The organism is uncultured Microscilla sp. (assembly GCF_947493425.1).
In the GTDB taxonomy this organism is placed as follows: domain Bacteria; phylum Bacteroidota; class Bacteroidia; order Cytophagales; family Microscillaceae; genus Microscilla.
The window spans coordinates 1-21,339 of record NZ_CANLRP010000069.1 but is presented as its reverse complement, the minus strand read 5'-3'; the positions used below and the strand labels follow the sequence as shown (position 1 = coordinate 21,339).

The following is a 21,339-nucleotide window of genomic DNA, read 5'->3' as shown; positions in this document are numbered from 1 at the left end:
TCTTTTATCGGTTAGTCCTTAGCATTTAAATATTTTTCAAAACGGTCTTCAAAATCCTTCAATTGTTGTTCGGGGGTAAGCATAGAGAAAAATCCTATAGCAAACTCAACCCTCAGTTTAGCCAGTATGAAGTTATAAATAGATAAAGCATTACTCAACTGAGCGTTCAATGCAGCTCTCTGAGCATCAATGAGCTGAGTGATGGTAGCCGCTCCCTGTTGGTAGTTATTTCTTACCAGCTCAAAATTTTCTAAAGCATTCTGAGCAGCAAGTTGGCTAAAATTGATATTAGTAGAGGCACTCAAGGTAGTCAATAAACTAGTTCTTACTTGTAACTCCAGGCTTTGATCCAATTGGGTACGGGCTAACTTGATTTGGTCTAATTGGATATGGGATTTTTGTAGGTTGGCTCTTCTTTGGTTTCCAACAAAAATGGGGTAACTCAAAGACAAAGCTACTTGCCAGGGATTATCTACCAGGTTAAAGCCAGGAATTCCTTCAGAACCGTTACCGCTTCTATGAAATACATACCCCGCTGATGCTTGAATGGCAATGGTGGGAACATAAAACAAACGCTTATTTTGGAGCTGGGTTCTTTCAATGGCCTTGAGGTTTTCCAGCAACTGCTTTTTATTGGGGTTTGAACGTACTGCTTCTGTCACCAAAAAATTAGACAGGCTGGAAAAATCGCTGGGGCGCGTGATAAGTTTTGATATTCTATCTTCACTCAATTTCTTAAAAATGTCTCCTTCAATGGTAATATCTGCAATATCAAAATCCTGTTCCAACGTATTGGCAAGTAAATTATTCAGCCTGAACTTCGCCGACATCACGGTTGTTTCGGATTGCACCACTGCTTGGCGAGAAGCCGCTACTTCGCTTTCCCACCTTAGCGCATCGGCTTTGCTGGAAGCTCCCGTACTTATTTTTACTTTGGCAATTTCCAGGTTTTTCAGCGAGTTTCTTAGGTTTTCTTGTTGAATCAATAAGTCAGTTTTGGCTGACAACACATTAAAATACGCCTCATAAGTGTTGATCAATACAGTCAGTACATTGGCCTGAGTTTGATATTTTTGAGCCTCATTAATGTATTTAGCTATCCGAATAGCTGCTACTGCTTCTTCTGAGTATATCACCTGAGTAAGGGACAACTGCGCATTTCCTTGCCTTTCTGGAGAAATAAAACTGCCCTGATCAGGGTTGAGCTGGACTGCTGAAACATCTAAACTTACATTGGGTAAAACCGAAGAACGTGCCAAGACAATGTCTTGCGAAGTGAGTTCAATATCTTTGTAGGCAAGTTTGATATCGAGGTTTTTTTGCAACGACTGGTCTAGTATCTGGGTGAGCGAGTAAGTAGTCGACTTTACTTTATCTTCATCTATTAGATTGGCAGTAAATAATACATCAAATGCTGGCGACAAGCCAATTTCTCGGGCAGTTTTCACATTTAAACTGTAAGATTGCTTAAAATTGATACTCACCCGCATTTTTGCCAGAGCACTTCCCGACAAAGCATCATCTACCATCAGCGACAACCTTCTAATTACCTGTCTGAGATCGTTTTCTTCACCATTGCTTCCCAAAATACCACGCTTGACATGCCACTGGCTTCCTGAGAAAGAGGGTAATTTTCTTTTCTTAAGCTCGCTCGCAATGGCTGTTATATCGGCAGATGTTTTGCCATAAAGGTGTGTAAGATATACCGCATCGGTTTTTGAAGGGAGGGCATTTAATGAAGTAGTTATATTGTCTCCTATTGGAACCACGCTGACTTTGGCAGAAAATGCTTTGCCTAAGGAATCAAGCAGTCTTTTTCCTTTTTGGGTATTTACGGTTAAAGCAGATGAAGCATTGACAAGCACCGCCAACTCTTTGAACCCAACCAATCTCCTGAACTCGGACAACTCTTTAAACACATCTTTATTTGCCCAAATGTAGCTAAAATTGTATTTCCCAGAGGTGCCATTTTGGTAAGGTAGCTCCTGGAGGTTAGGGTCGATGACTCCAATCGCAATCGTTGGCTTATTCAAACGCTTGTTTTGCAAAGCCCCCTTGGTGCTAATAGAACCGACAAGTAAAACCAGGTCAACCTTACCGCTTAACTTGTCATAGTTTTGTTGTGCTTTGCTCAAGCTATTATTACCAAAAAACACTTGGTCGTTGGGCAATGTCACTTTCTTAGAAGCGCCCAAAGTACGATCAATTTCGGCAACCATAGATTGAAATAGAGAATCTGAAGTGGTTGTTTTTTCAAAATCAGTGGATATACCAATACGGACCCGTTTTTGACCCATCGCGAAATGGGTAATTGACAATAGTAGGATTAGAATTTTTAATTTGTACATGGATTGACCTTTTTTTGAATCAATTTGCTTATAACTCACCAGTTCATAGTCACTTAAAAATAAGTGCAAAAACAACTTATGTAAGCAAGATAAAGTTTAAAATAAACTCTATGTACCAAGACAAAATTAAATATACCTAATATGCAAGTATAACTATCATATTATGAGAGAGTTATCTTTACTTGTAGCTTATACCCATCCTACTATACATTTTTCGGTTGTGGAGACACAACTCGAGGCGGACGCGCCGCTGGCAGTGTCTCCACTGCCAGCTTGAGCCAAAATGTATAGTAGGATGGCTTATGCCTAATATGCAAGTGTAACTATCATACTATGAGAGAGTTATCTTTACTTGTAGCTTATAGCTAATTGCTTGTTGCTACTTACTTAATTGTTTAAGTATCTAAGAAAGAGAGCTACGGATGAAATGGTAAGTTATATCGACAAGACAAGTATGTACTATTTTTTGCTATTAACAAACTTTCAAGCGAAAATATACTTTTGTTTAAACACATTTACCTGACCTTCAACAAAAAACACTCGTCATCTATTTAGGGGTCAATTAAGAAATAAAATAGGCAAAATTTAGGTGGAGATTTTTCTTGGGGGCGAGGCATTTTTTGAAGTAATGGCCATTACTATAGCCTTCCGAGTATTTTGTAAAGGATCAAAAAAATACTCCTGATTTATCAGGTTGCCTCTTTGTTTTTCTACTATATTGCCCCAATCATAAGTGCTAAATATTTCACCTAATGAAAAAAAAAACTACTTTTATTTTCATAGCTTGTTTACTTTTTTGTACTACTTATCTATCTGCCCAAGAAGCGAAAACAGATTCCTCGCAAACCCCTTTCAGAAAAGGCAGGTGGTTTACCGGGCTATCTGGTAGTATAGAATCCAACAGTGGTAGTCGTAGTAGTGGCAATAATTTTTTTTCGAATGGTTACCATATCGAATTCTTCAACGGAAAATTTTCTGGTGGGCGGTTTTTGCCTGGTTTTCGTCTGGGTCTTGCCCGAACCAGCGATAACAATGAATTTACAGAAAATGAATCAGAAACACTATTTGCAGCTCCTACATTTGTAAAATACCTATCTGACAATTCGCAAGGCTCTGTGTTTATATCAATTGCATTTGGCTACGTACGCTTCTTCCAAAAATCAATTATTCAGAACGGTACAGCATCTATCAAAGAAGTTACCAGAGGTAATGGGTATGGAGGCGAAATAGGTATAGGATATTCCTACGCCATCACTGATCACCTTGTTTTTGACCTTGGAGTAGACATCAACTCCTTTAGGGTAGTAGCCAACAAATCGATAGACCCTTCGGGGCTAACGATAAGGGAAAACATTGCCTTTGGGGGTATTTTGTTTTCATTTGGATTTAATGTAATACTGGATAAATATTTCTTTTAATGAAGCTACTCTTTACCCTGATCATTGTCTCTTTGACATTTTGTTCAGCGTTTGCCCAAGAAGAAGAAAATAATATTATTTATCGCCTTGACACCATTGGCAAACAAAAGAAACTGAAAATTATTGGTTTACCTATTGCCTTTACCTCTCCTGAAACAAACTTTGGCTTTGGTGGTGGAGCCCAGTTTATACTATTAAATAATTCCAATGTATATAATTCGCGGACTTCTAACATTTTGATGAGCGCTATCTATACACTTAACCAACAGCTTTCTCTAGAGGTAAGGCCTCAAATTTACTTTGGTCGGGGAAATTACTTTCTGGATGTGGAGACAAAGTATAAAATCTTCCCTAATTCTTTTTGGGGTGTCGGAAACGATACCCCTGCATCTAATGAAGAAAGATACAATATGACCTCTACCGAAGTGAAGGCTTCATTTCTTAAACGCCTTCCCCCTTTATTGAATTTTGGGATTGGATTAAACCTTCAAATGCATCAAGTTACCGAGGTTGCAGAAGGTGGATTGTTGGCTCAAGGCAACATCTTAGGTAGTGATGGGGCTATCATCAGTGGTTTGAGCATTATATTTAATTTTGATAGCCGCGATATGATTGAATCTCCCCGAAAAGGATTTTTCTTTGGAATGGATACTCAATTTTCCAGCGAAAATTGGGGGGCTACATCTGGGTTTAACAAATTTATTGGTGATTTTCGTACTTATCAATCCATTGGCACAGGTAGTGTTGTGGCAATGCAAGTATATTCTGAAAATACATTTGGGGTGGTACCCTTTCAGGGCAAAGCCTGGTATGGAGGTGGCCAACGAGGGAGAGGTTATTTTAGAGGTAGGTTTGTCGATAACCATATGTATGTGGGTCAATTAGAATACCGTTTACAGCTACATTCCCGATGGAGCATGGCAGCCTTTGGTATCATTGGTGGCATAAGCGATGTGCCAAATCGACTTTTTGATGACTTTAAGGTCAGTTTTGGAGGAGGATTTAGGTTTAAATTTGTAAAAGACCAAAACACCTTGCTTAGGCTCGATTATGGGTACAACAGAGACGGCAATGGTGGAATTTATTTTGGGGTAAACGAGGCATTTTAATTTGACTTTAGAGTATGTGTTAAATCATCAGGTCTTCAGCGCTAAAAATGATGAGTTTGTAATGCTGGTGAGGGGTGTTTTTAAGCACGACAAACTCCAGTAGATGTTGGACGAATCTCCAGCAACGGAAGCCATCGGTTTCTTAAGAGTTGAGCATTAAAAAAAACAGACGCATAAGCCATCTGCAACAGGCTAAAGTCAACGGTCTTGTTAAGGAACCGAGCTTACGAGTCCTTAGATGCCAATGTATATTGGTGCTCAGCGGAACTACGCCAGCATTAGTCCATCATGGGCAAGGCATTTTGTTGCTTTTCTTAGGCTATTTTACCGACATAAAGAAGTTTTTCAAACCACTCAAAATATTCTGTACTGCATAAGAAGCCAATATCAGTCCCATCACCTTACTAATGATAATGATACCATAGTCTCCAATTCTTTTTTGAACTGCTACGGCGGCAAGCAGTATGAGGGCGGTAAGAAAAACCACCAAAGCCACTAGTAAAGTGGTAACGATTTGTTGCTCTATAGTATAGATATGGTTATCGGTCAATATTACCACCGACATAATAGCCCCTGGAGAAGCTATAGAGGGGATAGCAATGGGGAATATGGTCACGTGTTTATAATCAGTAATCAGTTGTTTCTCCGACTCAGGTTTACTCTCACCAAAAATCATAGTAAGTGAAAACAAAAACAAAATTAGTCCACCCGATATTCTAAAGGCATCTAGAGTAATGGACATACCTTCTAAAAAAAACTGCCCAATGACAATAAAAGCCAGTAAAATCATGAAAGCAATGAATGAGGCTCTTACAGCTATTTTCTTTTTATGCTTTTTATCAAAATCCTTAGTCGCCTCTAAATATACAGGTACAGAACCAATGGGATCAAGCACTGCTACAAGAAAAAGAAAACTATTAATCAAATCGCTCATCTATATTTGCTTTATGGGTATGCACTATCCTTATCTCAAAATGTCTCGCAAAGTTATTCATTTTTGTTAGCAATTGCTTGGCAAGACATTTTTATGTTAAACAAAAAAGGGAGTGGAGTGTTTTATTGTATAGGCACTATTGCATCCCTATTTTAAACCATACCATACCCACCCTAAAATAAGCACAATACCATATTAGAATAATTATTTGACAAGTCACAAGTAGGCAATATTTATGGGTTGTCCTCCCCTGTTTCTATTTCAATATATTCTGCAATAACTACAGGAATTAAAGCGCTTTTAAATAAAGCCTGAATTTATTACAAAGTACTTTATTTTGTCTATTCTCCCCCATTTTTTTTATTTTCACATAATTATGTGTAGCTGCTTTGGCGTTTGTATTGTTTTATAATCAAACATTATGTTAATTAAAACATAAAAGAACATGCCCATCGAACTTCAATGGGCATATTATCTCAATACATTAAAACCAGCAAAAGCTACTCTTCAAGTACAATCACTTCGGTACGTCGGTTGAGCTGATGCTGAGTTTCGTTACAAGGTACACCGTCTGGGCAAGGGGTAACTAATTTTGTTTCACCAAACCAATCTACAATAATGCGTTGGGGGCTAATACCACGACTCACTAAATACTGCAACGCTGACTGCGAACGCCTTTGCGACAATTGCACATTGTATTTAGAAGTGTTGCGCGAGTCGGTATGCGACGACAGTCCAATGCGCATTTTTGGGTTTCGATACAAAATAACCAAGAGTTCGTCCAAGGTTTTTACCGCATCGGGTCGGATAAAGTATTTGTCTAAGTCATAATAGATGGTTTTTACCTGGATAATCTTGGTGGAGTCCCAACCTCTGCCTGGCGGCGTCCGTAATATGTTACCTCCCCTGCTCGGCTTACCTGTTTTGCGTGCAATGATAGGTGGACCCAAGGCAATTTTAATCGTATCTACTATTTTACGGTCTTGGTTTTTACAGTCAATCAATTGTTGATGGGTAATTTCTATGGTTTTGGGCACATACCCCTCTTTCGAGGCAGTGATTAAATAATTAGTGCGTATTTTGGTTTGTAGTGTAAATAAATACTTGCTTGCATTTACATGAATGACCTGTTTTTTGGTATCTTCTTCGTGGATTTCAAGGTGAGCCCGATCAATCATTCTGCCTGTCACAGAATCTACCACTACTGCAGCTATTTTACAGGGGTGCAGCTTAAAATAATAAATATCATCGTCTCCCACTCCCCCATCGCGATTAGAACTAAAGTAGCCTTCGTTTTTATCAGTGTCCATGATAAAGCCAAAATCATCTTTACTACTATTTACAGGGGCACCCAGATTTTCGGGAGGGGCAAAATGCCCATTGATATTACGCGCAAGAAATATGTCCAGTCCACCCAGCCCAGCATGTCCATTAGACGCAAAAAACAAATTATTATCAGCGTCTAAAAAAGGAAACATTTCATTTCCTTTGGTATTAATGCCAGAACCCAGGTTTTGGGGAGGTCCCCATTGTCCTGCCTGAAGCGTACTCTTAAAAATATCGGTGCCTCCTAGCGAACCAGGCATATCAGATACAAAATACAACGTAGTGCCATCACTGCTTAAGGTGGGGTGACCTACCGAGTATTCGTCATCGTTGTAAGGAAACTCGGTAATCTCGGCAAATTTGTCACTCACTATGGTAGCAAGGTAAAGCTTCAATTTATTTATCCCTTCTTTGCTCTTTTTAAACTTGCCGTTGTAATAATTATTCCGGGTAAATACCACCGAATTCTCTCCATTATAAAAACTCAAAGGTCCTTCGTGATAACGAGAGTTAAGATCCTTATGAAAGGGTTCAGGAGAAGTCACTCCTCCCCTGGTGTAGTACAAATCCAGGAAACGATCACCGTTCCACCCATGTTTTTCTTTTTTGTCTTTTCTTTTGTCCTCATCAGGCTCTCTACTAGAGCAAAACACAATGCCATTGCGATAAAACATAGGGCTAAAGTCTGCCTTTTTTGAATTAAATGGTGCTAGTCTTACCTCATACTTGCTGGCATCTTCATAAAACTGCGCCAAGTTCTGATACGTTTGTTCAAACACATGCCCACGTTCATCATGTCCTACTTCTTTGGCGTATATTTTATACCACTTGCGTGACTCTTTGTAACGCCCGTTCATAGCCAATGCCTGGGCATAGTACAATTTGTTGGTAGGGTTGGTGTTAGGGTGGTTTACTACCACTGCATACCATTTTTCGGCATTTTTACTATCATTTACCTTCCGATAAGAATGCGCCAGGTTTGCTTGTGCCTCTTTATTACTAGGGTTTTTTGCCAGGTAAGTTTCGTATAACTTAATGGCCTCTTTGTAATTAAACTTTGCGAATTCAACATTTGCTTTACGCAAACGGGTACGTTGTGCCTGTACCCACATCGAGCACATTAAAATAATAATAAGCAAGACTCCTTTTTTCATTCCTGTAGTTGTTTTCAATAACACTGGGTAATTAATGGTTAAGTTTATTTTCAGTTAATTGTTAAGTAATGCAGTCAAAATAACTTCCCCATTTTAACTGTATATTTTAGTCGCTAGACAAGGCGAAAGAATATTTACTGACATTATTTCGGCAACATTAAGTAGCAGCAAGTCCTTAGATACCGATGAATATCGGTGCAATTAGCTATAAGCTACAAGTAAAGATAACTCTCTCATAATATGATAGTTATACTTGCATATTAGGTATATTTAATTTTGTCTTGGTACATACTAAGTTAGCAGCTGATAACTCACTTTTATTAAAAATAACGGGGAGTCAATATCTTGGTTTTGTCTTTGCCCACCCCAAACTCCACTCGTAACATTATTTCATGGCTACCCGAATTGTACCTCCCCAACTGGGTGAGGGTAAGGTCATACGCATACCCTACCGAGATATTATTTGAAATACGGGCTTCGGCTAATAAATTTACTGCGTCTCCTATTCTATAAGACCCCCCTACCGCAAACCGGTCAAACAACCATACATTGGCGTTTATGTCTATAGAAAAAGGGGCACCCGATACATATTTGGCAAGCAGCGAAGGACGTATTTTCACTGTAGGCGATACATCAAACACATAGCCTGCTGTAGCAAACACGTGCCTCGATTGACGAGCATTAGAAATATTTCCATCTGCCAGGTCCCAGTTGATCAATTGAGGTACAGACAACCCCGCATAAAACCTGTCAGTATAATAATACACGCCAGTACCAAAGTTGGGCAGGGTCTTATTGATATTCTGGTCAAACGCCGGGTCGGTACTGGTAGGGTCTACCGAAAAGCGTACATCAGTAAAATTAGCCCTGAACTGAGTAATGGCTGCCTGAATACCCATGGCCAATACTCCAGTATTAAACCTGATCCGGAAGGCATAAGAACCAATCATTGAAAAATTGTTGGTAATACCTATTTTGTCATTGACCAAGGTCAACCCCAGACCAATGCGATCTTTGACAAGGGGCAAGTGCCCAGAGAGCGTTTGGGTAACCGGGGCTCCTTCAATGCCTGTCCATTGTTTACGAAACAATCCCGTAACACTGAACACATCGCGACTACCTGCATACGCTGGGTTAATTGCCAATCCATTGAACATGTATTGGGTAAATTGTACGTCTTGTTGTGCCTGTCCTTTCTGCACCGACAGCAGGCTAAGCCCCCAAAATACCAAAAGGCTTAATAAACCATATTTTTTAATGTGCATCATAGTTTGCCCGTTCGTTTTTAATGTATTATAAATTTTTATGTTTGAATAACCTCAACCCTCACAAAGCAAGGGCTGAGGTTGGTATATTCTATCGTTGTAAAATCAAATAAGCAGCCGATGGTTTTTGGCCATTGTTCAAGTCAATAACATAATAGTAAGTACCATCAGGTAAACGTTGCCCGCTTAGGTTGCCTTGGTTGGCAAAACCATTCCAGTCATTTTTATAATCCTTATTAAAGTATACCCGACTTCCCCAACGGTTGTACACGCTAAATGTTACCTGGTATTTTTCCACTCCCAAAATCACATAAGTATCGTTCTTACCATCATCATTTGGCGAGAAGCCATTTGGAATAAATATTTGTCCACATTCAGTCACATTCACAATGAGCAAGGCACTATCACACTTACTAATAGAAGCGTCATCGCATACTTGGTAAGCCAGGGTGTCAATTCCCACAAAGTCCTCAGGAGGCGTGTAAGTAAACCCACCGTCTGCTTCAAGTATAACTACTCCACGACGATTGGTTAATAACGAGCCTACCATACTTATTTTCAAGGTATTGGTGTTGGCATCCACATCATTTAGCAACACGTTGCCCGTGAGCACCTTACAATTATCAATGGTGTACACATCATCTTTGGCCTCGGGGGCATCGTTGGTACAAGCCTCAATACTGATATAGATTTTGCCGTCAGCACAACTACCGTTAGAATTACACACTTGGTAAGACACACTATCGCGCCCAATAAAGGCGGTGCGTGGTTCATACTTAAATGTGCCATTGGCGCTCATATTGACAATCCCTCCCGTAGGCGTTACAAAATCTCTGGCTTCGGTCACAGCAAAGGTAACTCCACCTTGCGCCTGATTGGTTGAATCAGGTAGCAAATTCAGGTTAATGTCTGTACAGTTGTCTGTTTTCAGCGTCAGGTTATTTGCCACTGGTGTATTACAATTATCAATGGTTATCTGCGCCCGATCAGCCAGCTTCTCGGATGGACAAGAGGCACCACCTACTGCCGCAGGAGTTGCATATACATCATAAGTTGCCGAAGCTGTGGGAGTTGGCAAATTGCTAAATGTAAGCGTTCCACCCGCACTTACTTGCGAGGTAAGTACAGTAGCCCCATTTCTTAACTCATAGGTTGTACCAGCTTCGGTATTACTCACTGTGATATTGAATACAGCTGGCCGTTGATCTATACAGAAGGTAGCATCGCTTACTTGCAAATTAACCGTAGTAACAGGTGCTGCAATCACATTCATTACCATATCGTCAGTGCTTGCAGTACAACTTCCATTGGTAATTGTCCAACGGAAAGTATAAGAGCCAGCCACCAAACCAGTGATTCCAGATACGTTTGCTCCTGGATTAATAATGTTGGCCGTACCCGGACCACTAACCTGTGTCCAGCGTCCGGTACCCACTGTGGGGCTATTGGCAGCAAAAGTGGCAGTAGTGGCTCCACAAAGTGTTTGGTCAGGTCCCGCACTTGCAATGGTAGGCTCCTGATCTCTTACGATGCTCACACTGGCCACTGACGGCGTACAACTTCCGTTAGAAACTGTCCATTGGAAGGTATTTACTCCTACACTCAATCCGGTTACCCCAGAGTTAGGACTCGTAGGATTGGTTACGGTTCCGGTTCCTGCTACAGTCGTCCAGTTACCAGTACCCACGGTGGGCGAGGTAGCAGTCAGTGTTGCCGTGTTTACACAAACAACCTGATTGCTGCCAGCGTTTGCTGTACTTGGAGTAGCTTCTTTGGTAACACTAATGCTTGACGAAGAACTGCTACAGGTATTGGTGATTGTCCAACGGAATATATTTAACCCTACACCCAGGTTAGATACTTGCGTATTAGGGTTACCAGGATCAGTAATAACACCTGAACCGCTCACAATACTCCATTGCCCAGTACCAGTAGTGGGTGTATTACCTGTAAGATTCACCGTAGTGGCACAAGTTGTTTGATTACCTCCGGCAATAGAAGTTGTAGGCGGCGCATCCCTGGTAATGTTTACATTTGATTCAGAAACTGGACAAGAGCCATTAGAGATTGTCCACTTAAATACATTGACTCCTATGCCCAGGTTAGACACAGTAGTATTAGGGCTTGCTGCGTTAGAAATAGTACCACTGCCGCTTATCAAAGTCCATTGACCCGTACCAGCACTTGGATTGTTACCATTCAAGGTCACTGACGTTCCACATACCCTTTGATCTGCGCCAGCGTTTGCCGTGGTTGGGGTAGCCTCACGGGTAATAGTTACCGTAGCGGTGCTATTGGTACAATTGCCATTGCTGATTGTCCACTGGAAGGTGTTAATACCTACTCCCAGGTTAGTAACTGTAGTAATAGGGCTTGTAGCATTGGTAACGGCTCCGCTTCCAGAAATCAACGTCCACATTCCCGTACCTACCGCTGGGGTATTGGCATTCAATGTAGCAGTAGTAGCACATACTGTCTGAGCCCCTCCTGCATTGGCAGTGGTAGGCGGCTGATTCAACGTAACAGTCATATCAGATACAGACGGAGTACAATTACCATTACTAATTGTCCAACGGAATACATTGGTACCGTAAGACAAGCCCGAAACTGTGGCATTGGACGCATTGGCATTGCTAAACGACCCTGTACCAGATACCACCGTCCAAGTTCCAGTGCCTACCGTAGGGTTATTCGCGGCAAGGCTTGTACTCGTTGCTCCTGTCAAGCCACACAAAACCTGATCTGCCCCAGCATTGGCATTGGTAGGTGGCTGATTTAATGTAATGGTTACATCAGAGCTAGACGTTGGGCAAGAGCCATTGCTGATTGTCCAACGGAATACATTGGCGCCATAAGACAAGCCCGAAATAGTAGTATTAGGCGTATTGGCATTGGCAAATACCCCACTTCCCGAAATTACTGTCCAGGTTCCCGAACCAGCTGTAGGTGTGTTGGCAGTAATGCTTGCTGTGGTACTGGTGTTTACTCCACACAAAGTTTGGCTTACCCCTGCATTGGCTGTACTTGGTGGCTCAAACAAGGTAACTGTTATATCAGCAACCGTTGGTGTACAATTGCCATTGGTTACTGTCCAACGGAACACATTGGCGCCATAAGACAAGCCCGAAACCGTTGCATTGGCCGCATTGACATTGCTAAATGAACCTGTACCAGATACTATAGTCCAAGTACCCGTACCTACCGCTGGATTAGTAGCGTTGAGCGTGGCCGTAGTAGTAGTGTTGAGCCCACATAGGCTTTGGTTACTGCCAGCATTTGCCGTGCTTGGTGGCTCAAACAAGGTAATCGTCACATCAGAGGCAGATGGTGCACAAGTACCATTGGTTACTGTCCAACGGAATACATTGGCTCCATAAGACAGTCCAGAGACCGTCGCATTGGCCGCATTGACATTGCTAAATGAACCCGTACCAGACACTACAGTCCAAGCACCCGTACCCACCGTGGGTGTGTTTGCCGCCAAATTTGCCGTAGTAGTGGTGTTCGGTCCACATAAGCTTTGGTTCAACCCAGCATTGGCAGTAGTTGGTGGTTGAAATAAGGTAATCGTTACATCAGCCATAGAGGGTGTACAAGTAGCACCATTGCTAATGGTCCAACGGAATACATTGGCTCCATACGATAAACCAGAAACTGTAGTAGTAGGCACATTGGCATTACCAAAGCTTCCCGACCCTGACACTACTGTCCAGGTTCCTGTACCCACTGTTGGAGCATTCGCGGCAAGGTTTGTCGTGGTGGTAGTATTTACCCCACATAATTGTTGGTTACCCCCTGCATTGGCTACTGTTGGTGTCGCATCTACTGTAATGGTTACCTGATCTTCAGAGTTACAAGTACTATTGGTCACCATCCACTTCAGTATAGTTGGTGTAGTAGTACTCAAACCAGTGACCGTCGCATTTGGATTATTTAACTGTGGCGCTGCAATCGTTCCTGGCCCAGATACTACTGACCAAGTTCCGGTGCCTACAGTTGGGGCATTGGCCGATAAATTAGCCGTAGTTACCCCACACAATGTTTGGTCGGTACCTGCATTGGCAGCAGTCGGCAAAGCATCTACAATAATGTCTACCGTACTGCTGGAATTGGTACAAACCCCATTACTGATCACCCACTGATAACGAGTAGTAGAACCAGCTGTTAAACCAGTGATCTGAGCCGTAGGGTTGTTTACCTCAGCCGCCGCTATGGTACCCGGACCCGATACCTTCACCCAAGCTCCGGTGCCCACCGCAGGCGTATTTGCCGCCATTGTTGCCGTGGTTACATTACACAAGGTTTGGTTCGTACCTGCATTAGACACCGTAGGTGCTGCATCTACTGTAATGCTGATTTGGTTTTCAGAAGCAGTACAACTTCCGTTGCTAATTGTCCATTTTACAAACGTAGGAGTAGTTGTAGTCAAACCTGTCACCGTAGTGGTCGCACTGTTTACATTGGTAATCGTTCCCGGACCAGATACTTTCACCCAAGCTCCGGTACCCACCGTAGGCGTGTTTCCGGTAATGGTCGTGCTGGTTACATTACAAAGCGTTTGGTCGCCACCAGTTACTGCCGCCGTAGTAGGTGCAGGGCTTACCGTAATGGTCACCTCGTCTTGTGAATTGCAGCTTCCATTGGTGATTACCCAACGGGCTACCGTAGGCGTAGTGGTACTCAATCCAGTAATAGGTGCATTCGGGTTGTTCAAGTCTGCTCCTGCAATGGTGCCAGGACCCGATACAATTTGCCAGGCTCCGGTACCCACCGTGGGGTTATTTGCAGCAAGTGTGGCCGTGGTCACATTACATAAGTTTTGATCGGCACCGGCTGCCGCAATCGTGGCCGCTTCATTTACCGTAATGGTGATTTGGTCTTCCGAATCGGTACAGGTGCCATTGCTGATTACCCACTTCACCACAGTTGGCGTAGTACTGTTCAAGCCATTCACCGTGGTAGAAGCCGCATTTACATTCGCAATCGTACCAGGACCTGATACTTTCACCCAAGCTCCAGTACCTACCGTAGGCGTATTGCCACTAATATTGGCCGTAGTCACATTACACAATGTTTGGTCACCACCAGTCACCGATGCCACCGTGGGCAAGGCGTCTACACTCAGGCTAATCTGGTCTTCCGAATCGGTGCAACTTCCATTACTGATTACCCACTTCACTAATGTAGGAGTGGTACTGTTCAAGCCAGTGACCGTGGTAGAAGCTGCATTCACGTTGGTGATCGTGCCCGGACCCGATACCTTCACCCAAGCTCCGGTACCTACCGCAGGGGCGTTTCCGGTAATACTCGCCGTGGTCACATTACAAAGCGTTTGGTCACTTCCGGCATCGGCTACCGTAGGCAGTGCTTCTATGGTCAAGGTAATTTGGTCTTCCGAATCGGTACAGGTACCATTGCTGATTACCCACTTCACCACAGTTGGCGTAGTTGTGTTCAAGCCATTCACCGTGGTAGAGGCCGCATTCACATTGGCAATCGTACCAGGACCTGATACCTTCACCCATTGACCAGTACCTACCGTAGGCGTGTTGCCACTGATATTGGCCGTGGTCACATTACAAAGCGTTTGGTTGCCTCCGGCATTGGCTACCGTAGGCGTAGCATTTACATTGATGCTGATCTGGCTCTCAGAATCAGTACAACTACCGTTGCTGATTACCCATTTCACTACAGTTGGAGTAGTGCTAGTCAAACCTGTCACCGTAGTAGTAGCCGCATTTACATTCGTAATCGTTCCAGGACCTGATACCTTCACCCAAATTCCGGTACCCACTGTCGGAGTATTTCCAGTAATGTTGGTGGTGGTTACATTACATAAGTCTTGGTTGCCTCCGGTTACTGCGGCCACAGTTGGCAAAGCATCTACAATAATGTCTACTGTACTGCTGGAATTGGTACAAACCCCGTTACTGATCACCCACTGATAGCGGGTAGTCGAACCAGCCGTCAAACCAGTGATCTGAGCCGTTGGGTTGTTTACCTCGGCCGCCGCTATGGTGCCCGGACCAGATACTTTCACCCAAGCTCCGGTGCCTACCGCAGGCGTATTTGCCGCCATGGTTGCCGTAGTTACATTACACAAGGTTTGATTGGTACCAGCATTAGATACTGTGGGTGCTGCATCTACTGTAATGCTGATTTGATTTTCAGAAGCAGCACAACTTCCGTTGCTAATTGTCCATTTTACAAAAGTAGGAGTAGTTGTAGTCAAACCTGTCACTGTAGTGGTCGCACTGTTTACATTGGTAATCGTTCCAGGACCAGATACTTTCACCCAAGCTCCGGTACCCACCGCAGGCGTGTTGCCAGTGATGGTTGTGCTGGTTACATTACAAAGCGTTTGGTCGCCACCAGTTACTGCCGCCGTAGTAGGTGCAGGGCTTACCGTAATGGTCACCTCATCTTGTGAATTGCAGCTTCCATTGGTGATTACCCAACGGGCTACCGTAGGCGTAGTGGTACTCAATCCAGTAATAGGCGCATTCGGGTTGTTCAAGTCTGCTCCCGCAATGGTTCCAGGACCCGATACAATTTGCCAGGCTCCGGTACCCACTGTGGGGTTATTCGCAGCAAGTGTGGCCGTGGTCACATTACATAAGTTTTGATCGGCACCTGCCGCCGCAATCGTGGCCGCTTCATTTACCGTAATCGTGATTTGGTCTTCCGAATCGGTACAGGTGCCATTGCTGATTACCCACTTCACCACAGTTGGCGTAGTACTGTTCAAACCAGTTACACTGGTGCTTGCCAGGTTTACATTCGCAATCGCTCCCGGACCTGATACTTTCACCCAAGCTCCAGTACCTACCGTAGGCGTATTGCCACTGATATTTGCCGTAGTCACATTACACAATGTTTGGTCACCACCAGTCACCGATGCCACCGTGGGCAAGGCGTCTACACTCAGGCTAATCTGGTCTTCCGAATCGGTGCAACTTCCATTACTGATTACCCACTTCACTACAGTAGGGGTAGTACTAGTCAATCCAGTCACCGTGGTAGACGCCGCATTCACGTTGGTGATCGTTCCCGGACCAGATACTTTCACCCAAGCTCCGGTACCTACCGCAGGGGCGTTTCCGGTAATACTCGCCGTGGTCACATTACAAAGCGTTTGGTCACTTCCGGCATTGGCTACCGTAGGCAGTGCCTCTATAGTCAAAGTAATTTGGTCTTCCGAATCGGTACAAGTACCATTACTAATTACCCACTTCACCACGGTAGGTGTCGTACTGTTCAAACCATTCACCGTGGTAGAGGCCGCATTCACATTGGCAATCGTTCCAGGACCTGATACTTTCACCCATTGACCAGTACCTACCGTAGGCGTGTTGCCACTGATATTAGCCGTGGTCACATTACAAAGCGTTTGGTTGCCTCCGGCATTGGCCACCGTAGGCGTAGCATTTACATTGATGCTGATTTGGCTCTCAGAATCGGTACAACTTCCGTTGCTGATTACCCATTTCACTACAGTTGGAGTAGTGCTAGTCAAACCTGTCACTGTGGTAGAAGCTGCATTCACGTTGGTAATCGTGCCAGGACCAGATACCTTCACCCAAATTCCGGTACCCACTGTCGGGGTATTTCCAGTAATGTTGGTCGTGGTTACATTACATAAGTCTTGGTTGCCACCAGTTACTGCTGCCGCTGTTGGCAAGGCATCTACTGATATGGTGGCATCGTCTTGTGAGCTACAGCCAGCACCCGTGCTTACCACCCAACGTACTACCGTGGGGGTAGTACTGTTCAAGCCTGTAATAGGTGCATTTGGGTTGTTCAGCTGTGCCCCAGCAATCGTTCCAGGACCAGAAACTACTGTCCAGGTTCCAGTACCTACGGTGGGCGTATTTGCCGAAAGTGTGGCTGTGGTTACATTACATAAACTCTGATCAACCCCCGCATTAGCCACGGTTGGAGCAGCGTTTACTGTGATTGTCATCTGATCTTGTGAGCTACAAACACCACTTGTAATCACCCAACGTACCACAGTAGGATTGGTGCTATTCAAGCCAGTCACCGTTGTTGTAGTACTATTTACATTGGTGATTGTTCCCGGACCAGATACTTTCACCCAAGCTCCGGTACCCACCGTAGGCGTGTTTCCGGTAATGGTCGTGCTGGTTACATTACAAAGCGTTTGGTCGCCACCAGTTACTGCCGCCGTAGTAGGTGCAGGGCTTACCGTAATGGTCACCTCATCTTGTGAATTGCAGCTTCCATTGGTGATTACCCAACGGGCTACCGTAGGCGTAGTGGTACTCAATCCAGTAATAGGTGCATTCGGGTTATTCAACTGCGCTCCCGAAATTGTTCCAGGACCCGATACAATTTGCCAGGCTCCGGTACCCACCGTGGGGTTATTCGCAGCAAGTGTGGCCGTGGTCACATTACATAAGTTTTGATCGGCACCTGCCGCCGCAATAGTGGCAGCCTCATTCACGGTAATCGTGATTTGGTCTTCCGAGTTACAAGCCCCACTTGTAATAACCCACTTCACCACCGTAGGCGTAGTTGTATTCAAGCCAGTCACCGTAGTAGTGGCTGCGTTAACATTCGTAATACCACCCGGTCCCGATACTTTCACCCATTGACCGGTACCTACCGTTGGCGTATTGCCACTGATATTGGTCGTTGTTACATTACAAAGCGTTTGGTCACCACCTGTTACTGATGCAGTGGTAGGTGTTGGGCTTACCGTAATATTAATGTCATCTTGAGAGGTACAAGCCCCACTAGTGATTTCCCAACGTACCACCGTTGGGGTTGTGCTGTTCAAACCTGTCACCGTAGTAGAGACCACATTTACATTCGTAATCGTACCAGGACCCGATACTTTCACCCACTGACCAGTGCCTATGGTAGGCGTATTTCCAGTGATATTTGCTGTTGTTACGTTACAAAGCGTCTGGTCACCACCTGTCACCGATGCCGTAGTAGGTGTTGGGCTTACTGTAATGTTGATGTCGTCTTGTGAATTGCAAGCTCCACTAGTAATTTCCCAACGTACCACCGTTTGTGTGGTACTAGTCAAGCCAGTCACCGTGGTAGAAGCCGCATTTACATTCGTAATCGTGCCAGGTCCTGACACCTTCACCCAAGCTCCGGTACCTACCGTAGGCGTGTTGCCAGTAATAGTGGTAGTGGTTACATTACACAAGGTTTGGTCGCCACCTGTTACTGCTGCCGTAGTAGGCGTTGGGCTTACCGTAATGGTTACTTCATCTTGTGAGGTGCAGCTTCCGCTGGTAATCACCCAACGAGCTACCGTAGGAGTAGTGGTGCTCAAACCAGTAATAGGGGCATTCGGATTGTTCAAGTCTGCCCCCGCAATAGAACCAGGACCTGATACAATTTGCCAGGTTCCAGTACCCACCGTCGGGTTATTCGCAGCAAGCGTAGCTGTGGTCACGTTACACAACGTTTGATCGCTTCCAGCATTGGCTACAGTTGGAGTAGGGCTGACAGTCAAAGTAATTTGATCTTCCGAATCGGTACAGGTACCATTACTAATCACCCACTTCACCACAGTTGGCGTAGTTGTGTTCAAGCCATTCACCGTGGTAGAGGCCGCGTTCACATTGGCAATCGTACCAGGACCTGATACCTTCACCCATTGACCAGTACCTACCGTGGGAGGGTTTCCACTGATATTAGCCGTGGTCACATTACAAAGCGTTTGGTTGCCCCCGGCATTGGCCACCGTAGGCGTAGCATTTACATTGATGCTGATTTGGCTCTCAGAATCGGTACAACTTCCATTACTAATCACCCATTTCACTACAGTTGGAGTAGTGCTAGTCAAACCTGTCACCGTAGTAGTAGCCGCATTTACATTCGTAATCGTTCCAGGACCTGATACCTTCACCCACTGACCAGTACCCACTGTCGGGGTATTTCCAGTGATATTGGTAGTAGTTACATTACATAAGTCTTGGTTGCCTCCGGTTACTGCGGCCACAGTTGGCAAAGCATCTACAATAATGTCTACTGTACTGCTGGAATTGGTACAAACCCCGTTACTGATCACCCACTGATAGCGGGTAGTAGAACCAGCTGTTAAACCAGTGATCTGAGCAGTTGGGTTGTTTACCTCGGCCGCCGCTATGGTACCAGGACCAGATACTTTTACCCAAGCGCCGGTACCCACTGTGGGGTTATTCGCCGCCATTGTTGCCGTGGTTGCATTACACAAGGTTTGGTTCGTGCCTGCATTAGACACCGTAGGTGCTGCATCTACTGTAATGCTGATTTGGTTTTCAGAAGCAGTACAACTTCCGTTGCTAATTGTCCATTTTACAAACGTAGGAGTAGTCGTAGTCAAACCTGTCACCGTTGTTGTGGTGCTGTTCACATTGGTAATCGTACCAGGACCAGATACTTTCACCCAAGCTCCGGTACCCACCGCAGGCGTGTTTCCGGTAATGGTCGTGCTGGTTACATTACAAAGCGTTTGGTCACCACCAGTTACTGCCGCCGTAGTAGGTGCAGGGCTTACCGTAATGGTCACCTCATCTTGTGAATTGCAGCTTCCATTGGTGATTACCCAACGGGCTACCGTAGAGGTAGTGGTACTCAATCCAGTAATAGGTGCATTCGGGTTGTTCAAGTCTGCTCCCGCAATGGTTCCAGGACCCGATACAATTTGCCAGGCTCCGGTACCCACCGTGGGGTTATTTGCAGCAAGTGTGGCTGTGGTTACATTACATAAGTTTTGATCGGCACCTGCCGCCGCAATCGTGGCAGCCTCATTCACGGTAATCGTGATTTGGTCTTCTGAGTTACAAGCCCCACTTGTAATGACCCACTTCACCACCGTAGGCGTAGTTGTATTCAAGCCAGTCACCGTAGTAGTGGCTGCGTTAACATTCGTAATACCACCCGGTCCCGATACTTTCACCCAAGCTCCGGTACCTACCGTAGGCGTATTGCCACTAATATTGGCCGTCGTTACATTACAAAGTGTTTGATCGCCACCTGTTACTGATGCAGTGGTAGGTGTTGGGCTTACCGTAATATTAATGTCATCTTGAGAGGTACAAGCCCCACTGGTGATTTCCCAGCGTACCACCGTTGGGGTTGTGCTGTTCAAACCTGTCACCGTAGTAGAGACCACATTTACATTCGTAATCGTACCAGGACCCGATACTTTCACCCACTGACCAGTGCCTACGGTAGGCGTATTTCCAGTGATATTTGCTGTTGTTACGTTACACAATGTTTGGTCACCCCCAGTGATGGCCGCCGTAGTAGGCGTTGGACTTACTGTAATCGTAATTTGATCTTCTGAATTACAAGCACCACTTGTAATTACCCACTTTACTACAGTGGGCGTAGTGCTGTTCAAACCTGTCACCGTAGTAGTGGCTGCGTTAACATTCGTAATACCACCCGGTCCCGATACTTTCACCCATTGACCGGTACCTACCGTTGGCGTGTTTCCAGTGATATTGGCTGTTGTTACATTACACAAGGTTTGGTCGCCTCCCGTTACTGATGCCACAGTAGGGTTAGGACTTACCGTAATCGTAATGTCTTCTTGTGAAGTACAAGCTCCACTTGTGATCAACCAACGCACCACTGTGGGAATGGTACTGTTGATGCCAGTCACTGTGGTAGTGGCCGCATTCACATTGGTAATCGTACCTGGACCCGATACTTTCACCCACTGGCCAGTGCCTACTGTAGGCGTGTTTCCAGTGATATTGGCTGTTGTTACATTACACAAGGTTTGGTCGCCTCCCGTTACTGATGCCACAGTAGG

General features: G+C 44.6%; 7 protein-coding genes. 2 read left to right on the top strand and 5 right to left on the bottom strand.

The window, feature by feature from the left end; all coding sequences use genetic code 11:
• Window positions 1-11: 11 nt before the first annotated feature.
• Entirely contained in the window at window positions 12-2,219 is a 2,208-nt protein-coding gene (locus Q0954_RS17625) for a TolC family protein (RefSeq protein WP_299458817.1), read from the bottom strand.
• Window positions 2,220-3,100: 881 nt separating this feature from the next.
• Here Q0954_RS17625 and Q0954_RS17620 point away from each other — a divergent pair.
• Window positions 3,101-3,766, top strand: a complete 666-nt coding sequence (locus Q0954_RS17620) for a hypothetical protein (protein ID WP_299458816.1) — start codon at window positions 3,101-3,103, stop codon at window positions 3,764-3,766.
• Window positions 3,766-4,875: a BamA/TamA family outer membrane protein gene (locus tag Q0954_RS17615; RefSeq protein WP_299458815.1), complete on the top strand. Its 1,110-nt coding sequence runs from the start codon at window positions 3,766-3,768 to the stop codon at window positions 4,873-4,875. Before Q0954_RS17620 ends, Q0954_RS17615 begins: the two co-directional genes overlap by 1 nt.
• A 319-nt stretch (window positions 4,876-5,194) precedes the next feature.
• On the opposite strand, the gene Q0954_RS17610 is transcribed toward Q0954_RS17615, so the two are convergent.
• The 4 genes from Q0954_RS17610 to Q0954_RS17595 all read right to left on the bottom strand — a co-directional run bounded on the left by Q0954_RS17610 (window position 5,195) and on the right by Q0954_RS17595 (window position 21,333).
• The gene (locus Q0954_RS17610; RefSeq protein WP_299458814.1) at window positions 5,195-5,809 is read right to left on the bottom strand and encodes a MarC family protein; all 615 of its coding nucleotides are present in this window, start codon (window positions 5,807-5,809) and stop codon (window positions 5,195-5,197) included.
• A 500-nt stretch (window positions 5,810-6,309) separates the two neighbouring features.
• Window positions 6,310-8,289 carry an OmpA family protein gene (locus Q0954_RS17605; RefSeq protein ID WP_299458813.1) on the bottom strand — a complete coding sequence of 660 codons (1,980 nt, stop codon included), beginning with the start codon at window positions 8,287-8,289 and terminating at the stop codon, window positions 6,310-6,312.
• A 320-nt stretch (window positions 8,290-8,609) separates the two neighbouring features.
• Complete coding sequence (locus Q0954_RS17600) at window positions 8,610-9,557, bottom strand: type IX secretion system membrane protein PorP/SprF (RefSeq protein WP_299458812.1); 948 nt, start codon at window positions 9,555-9,557, stop codon at window positions 8,610-8,612.
• 88 nt (window positions 9,558-9,645) lie between these two features.
• Entirely contained in the window at window positions 9,646-21,333 is an 11,688-nt protein-coding gene (locus tag Q0954_RS17595) for a gliding motility-associated C-terminal domain-containing protein (protein WP_299458811.1), read from the bottom strand.
• Window positions 21,334-21,339 lie beyond the last annotated feature (6 nt).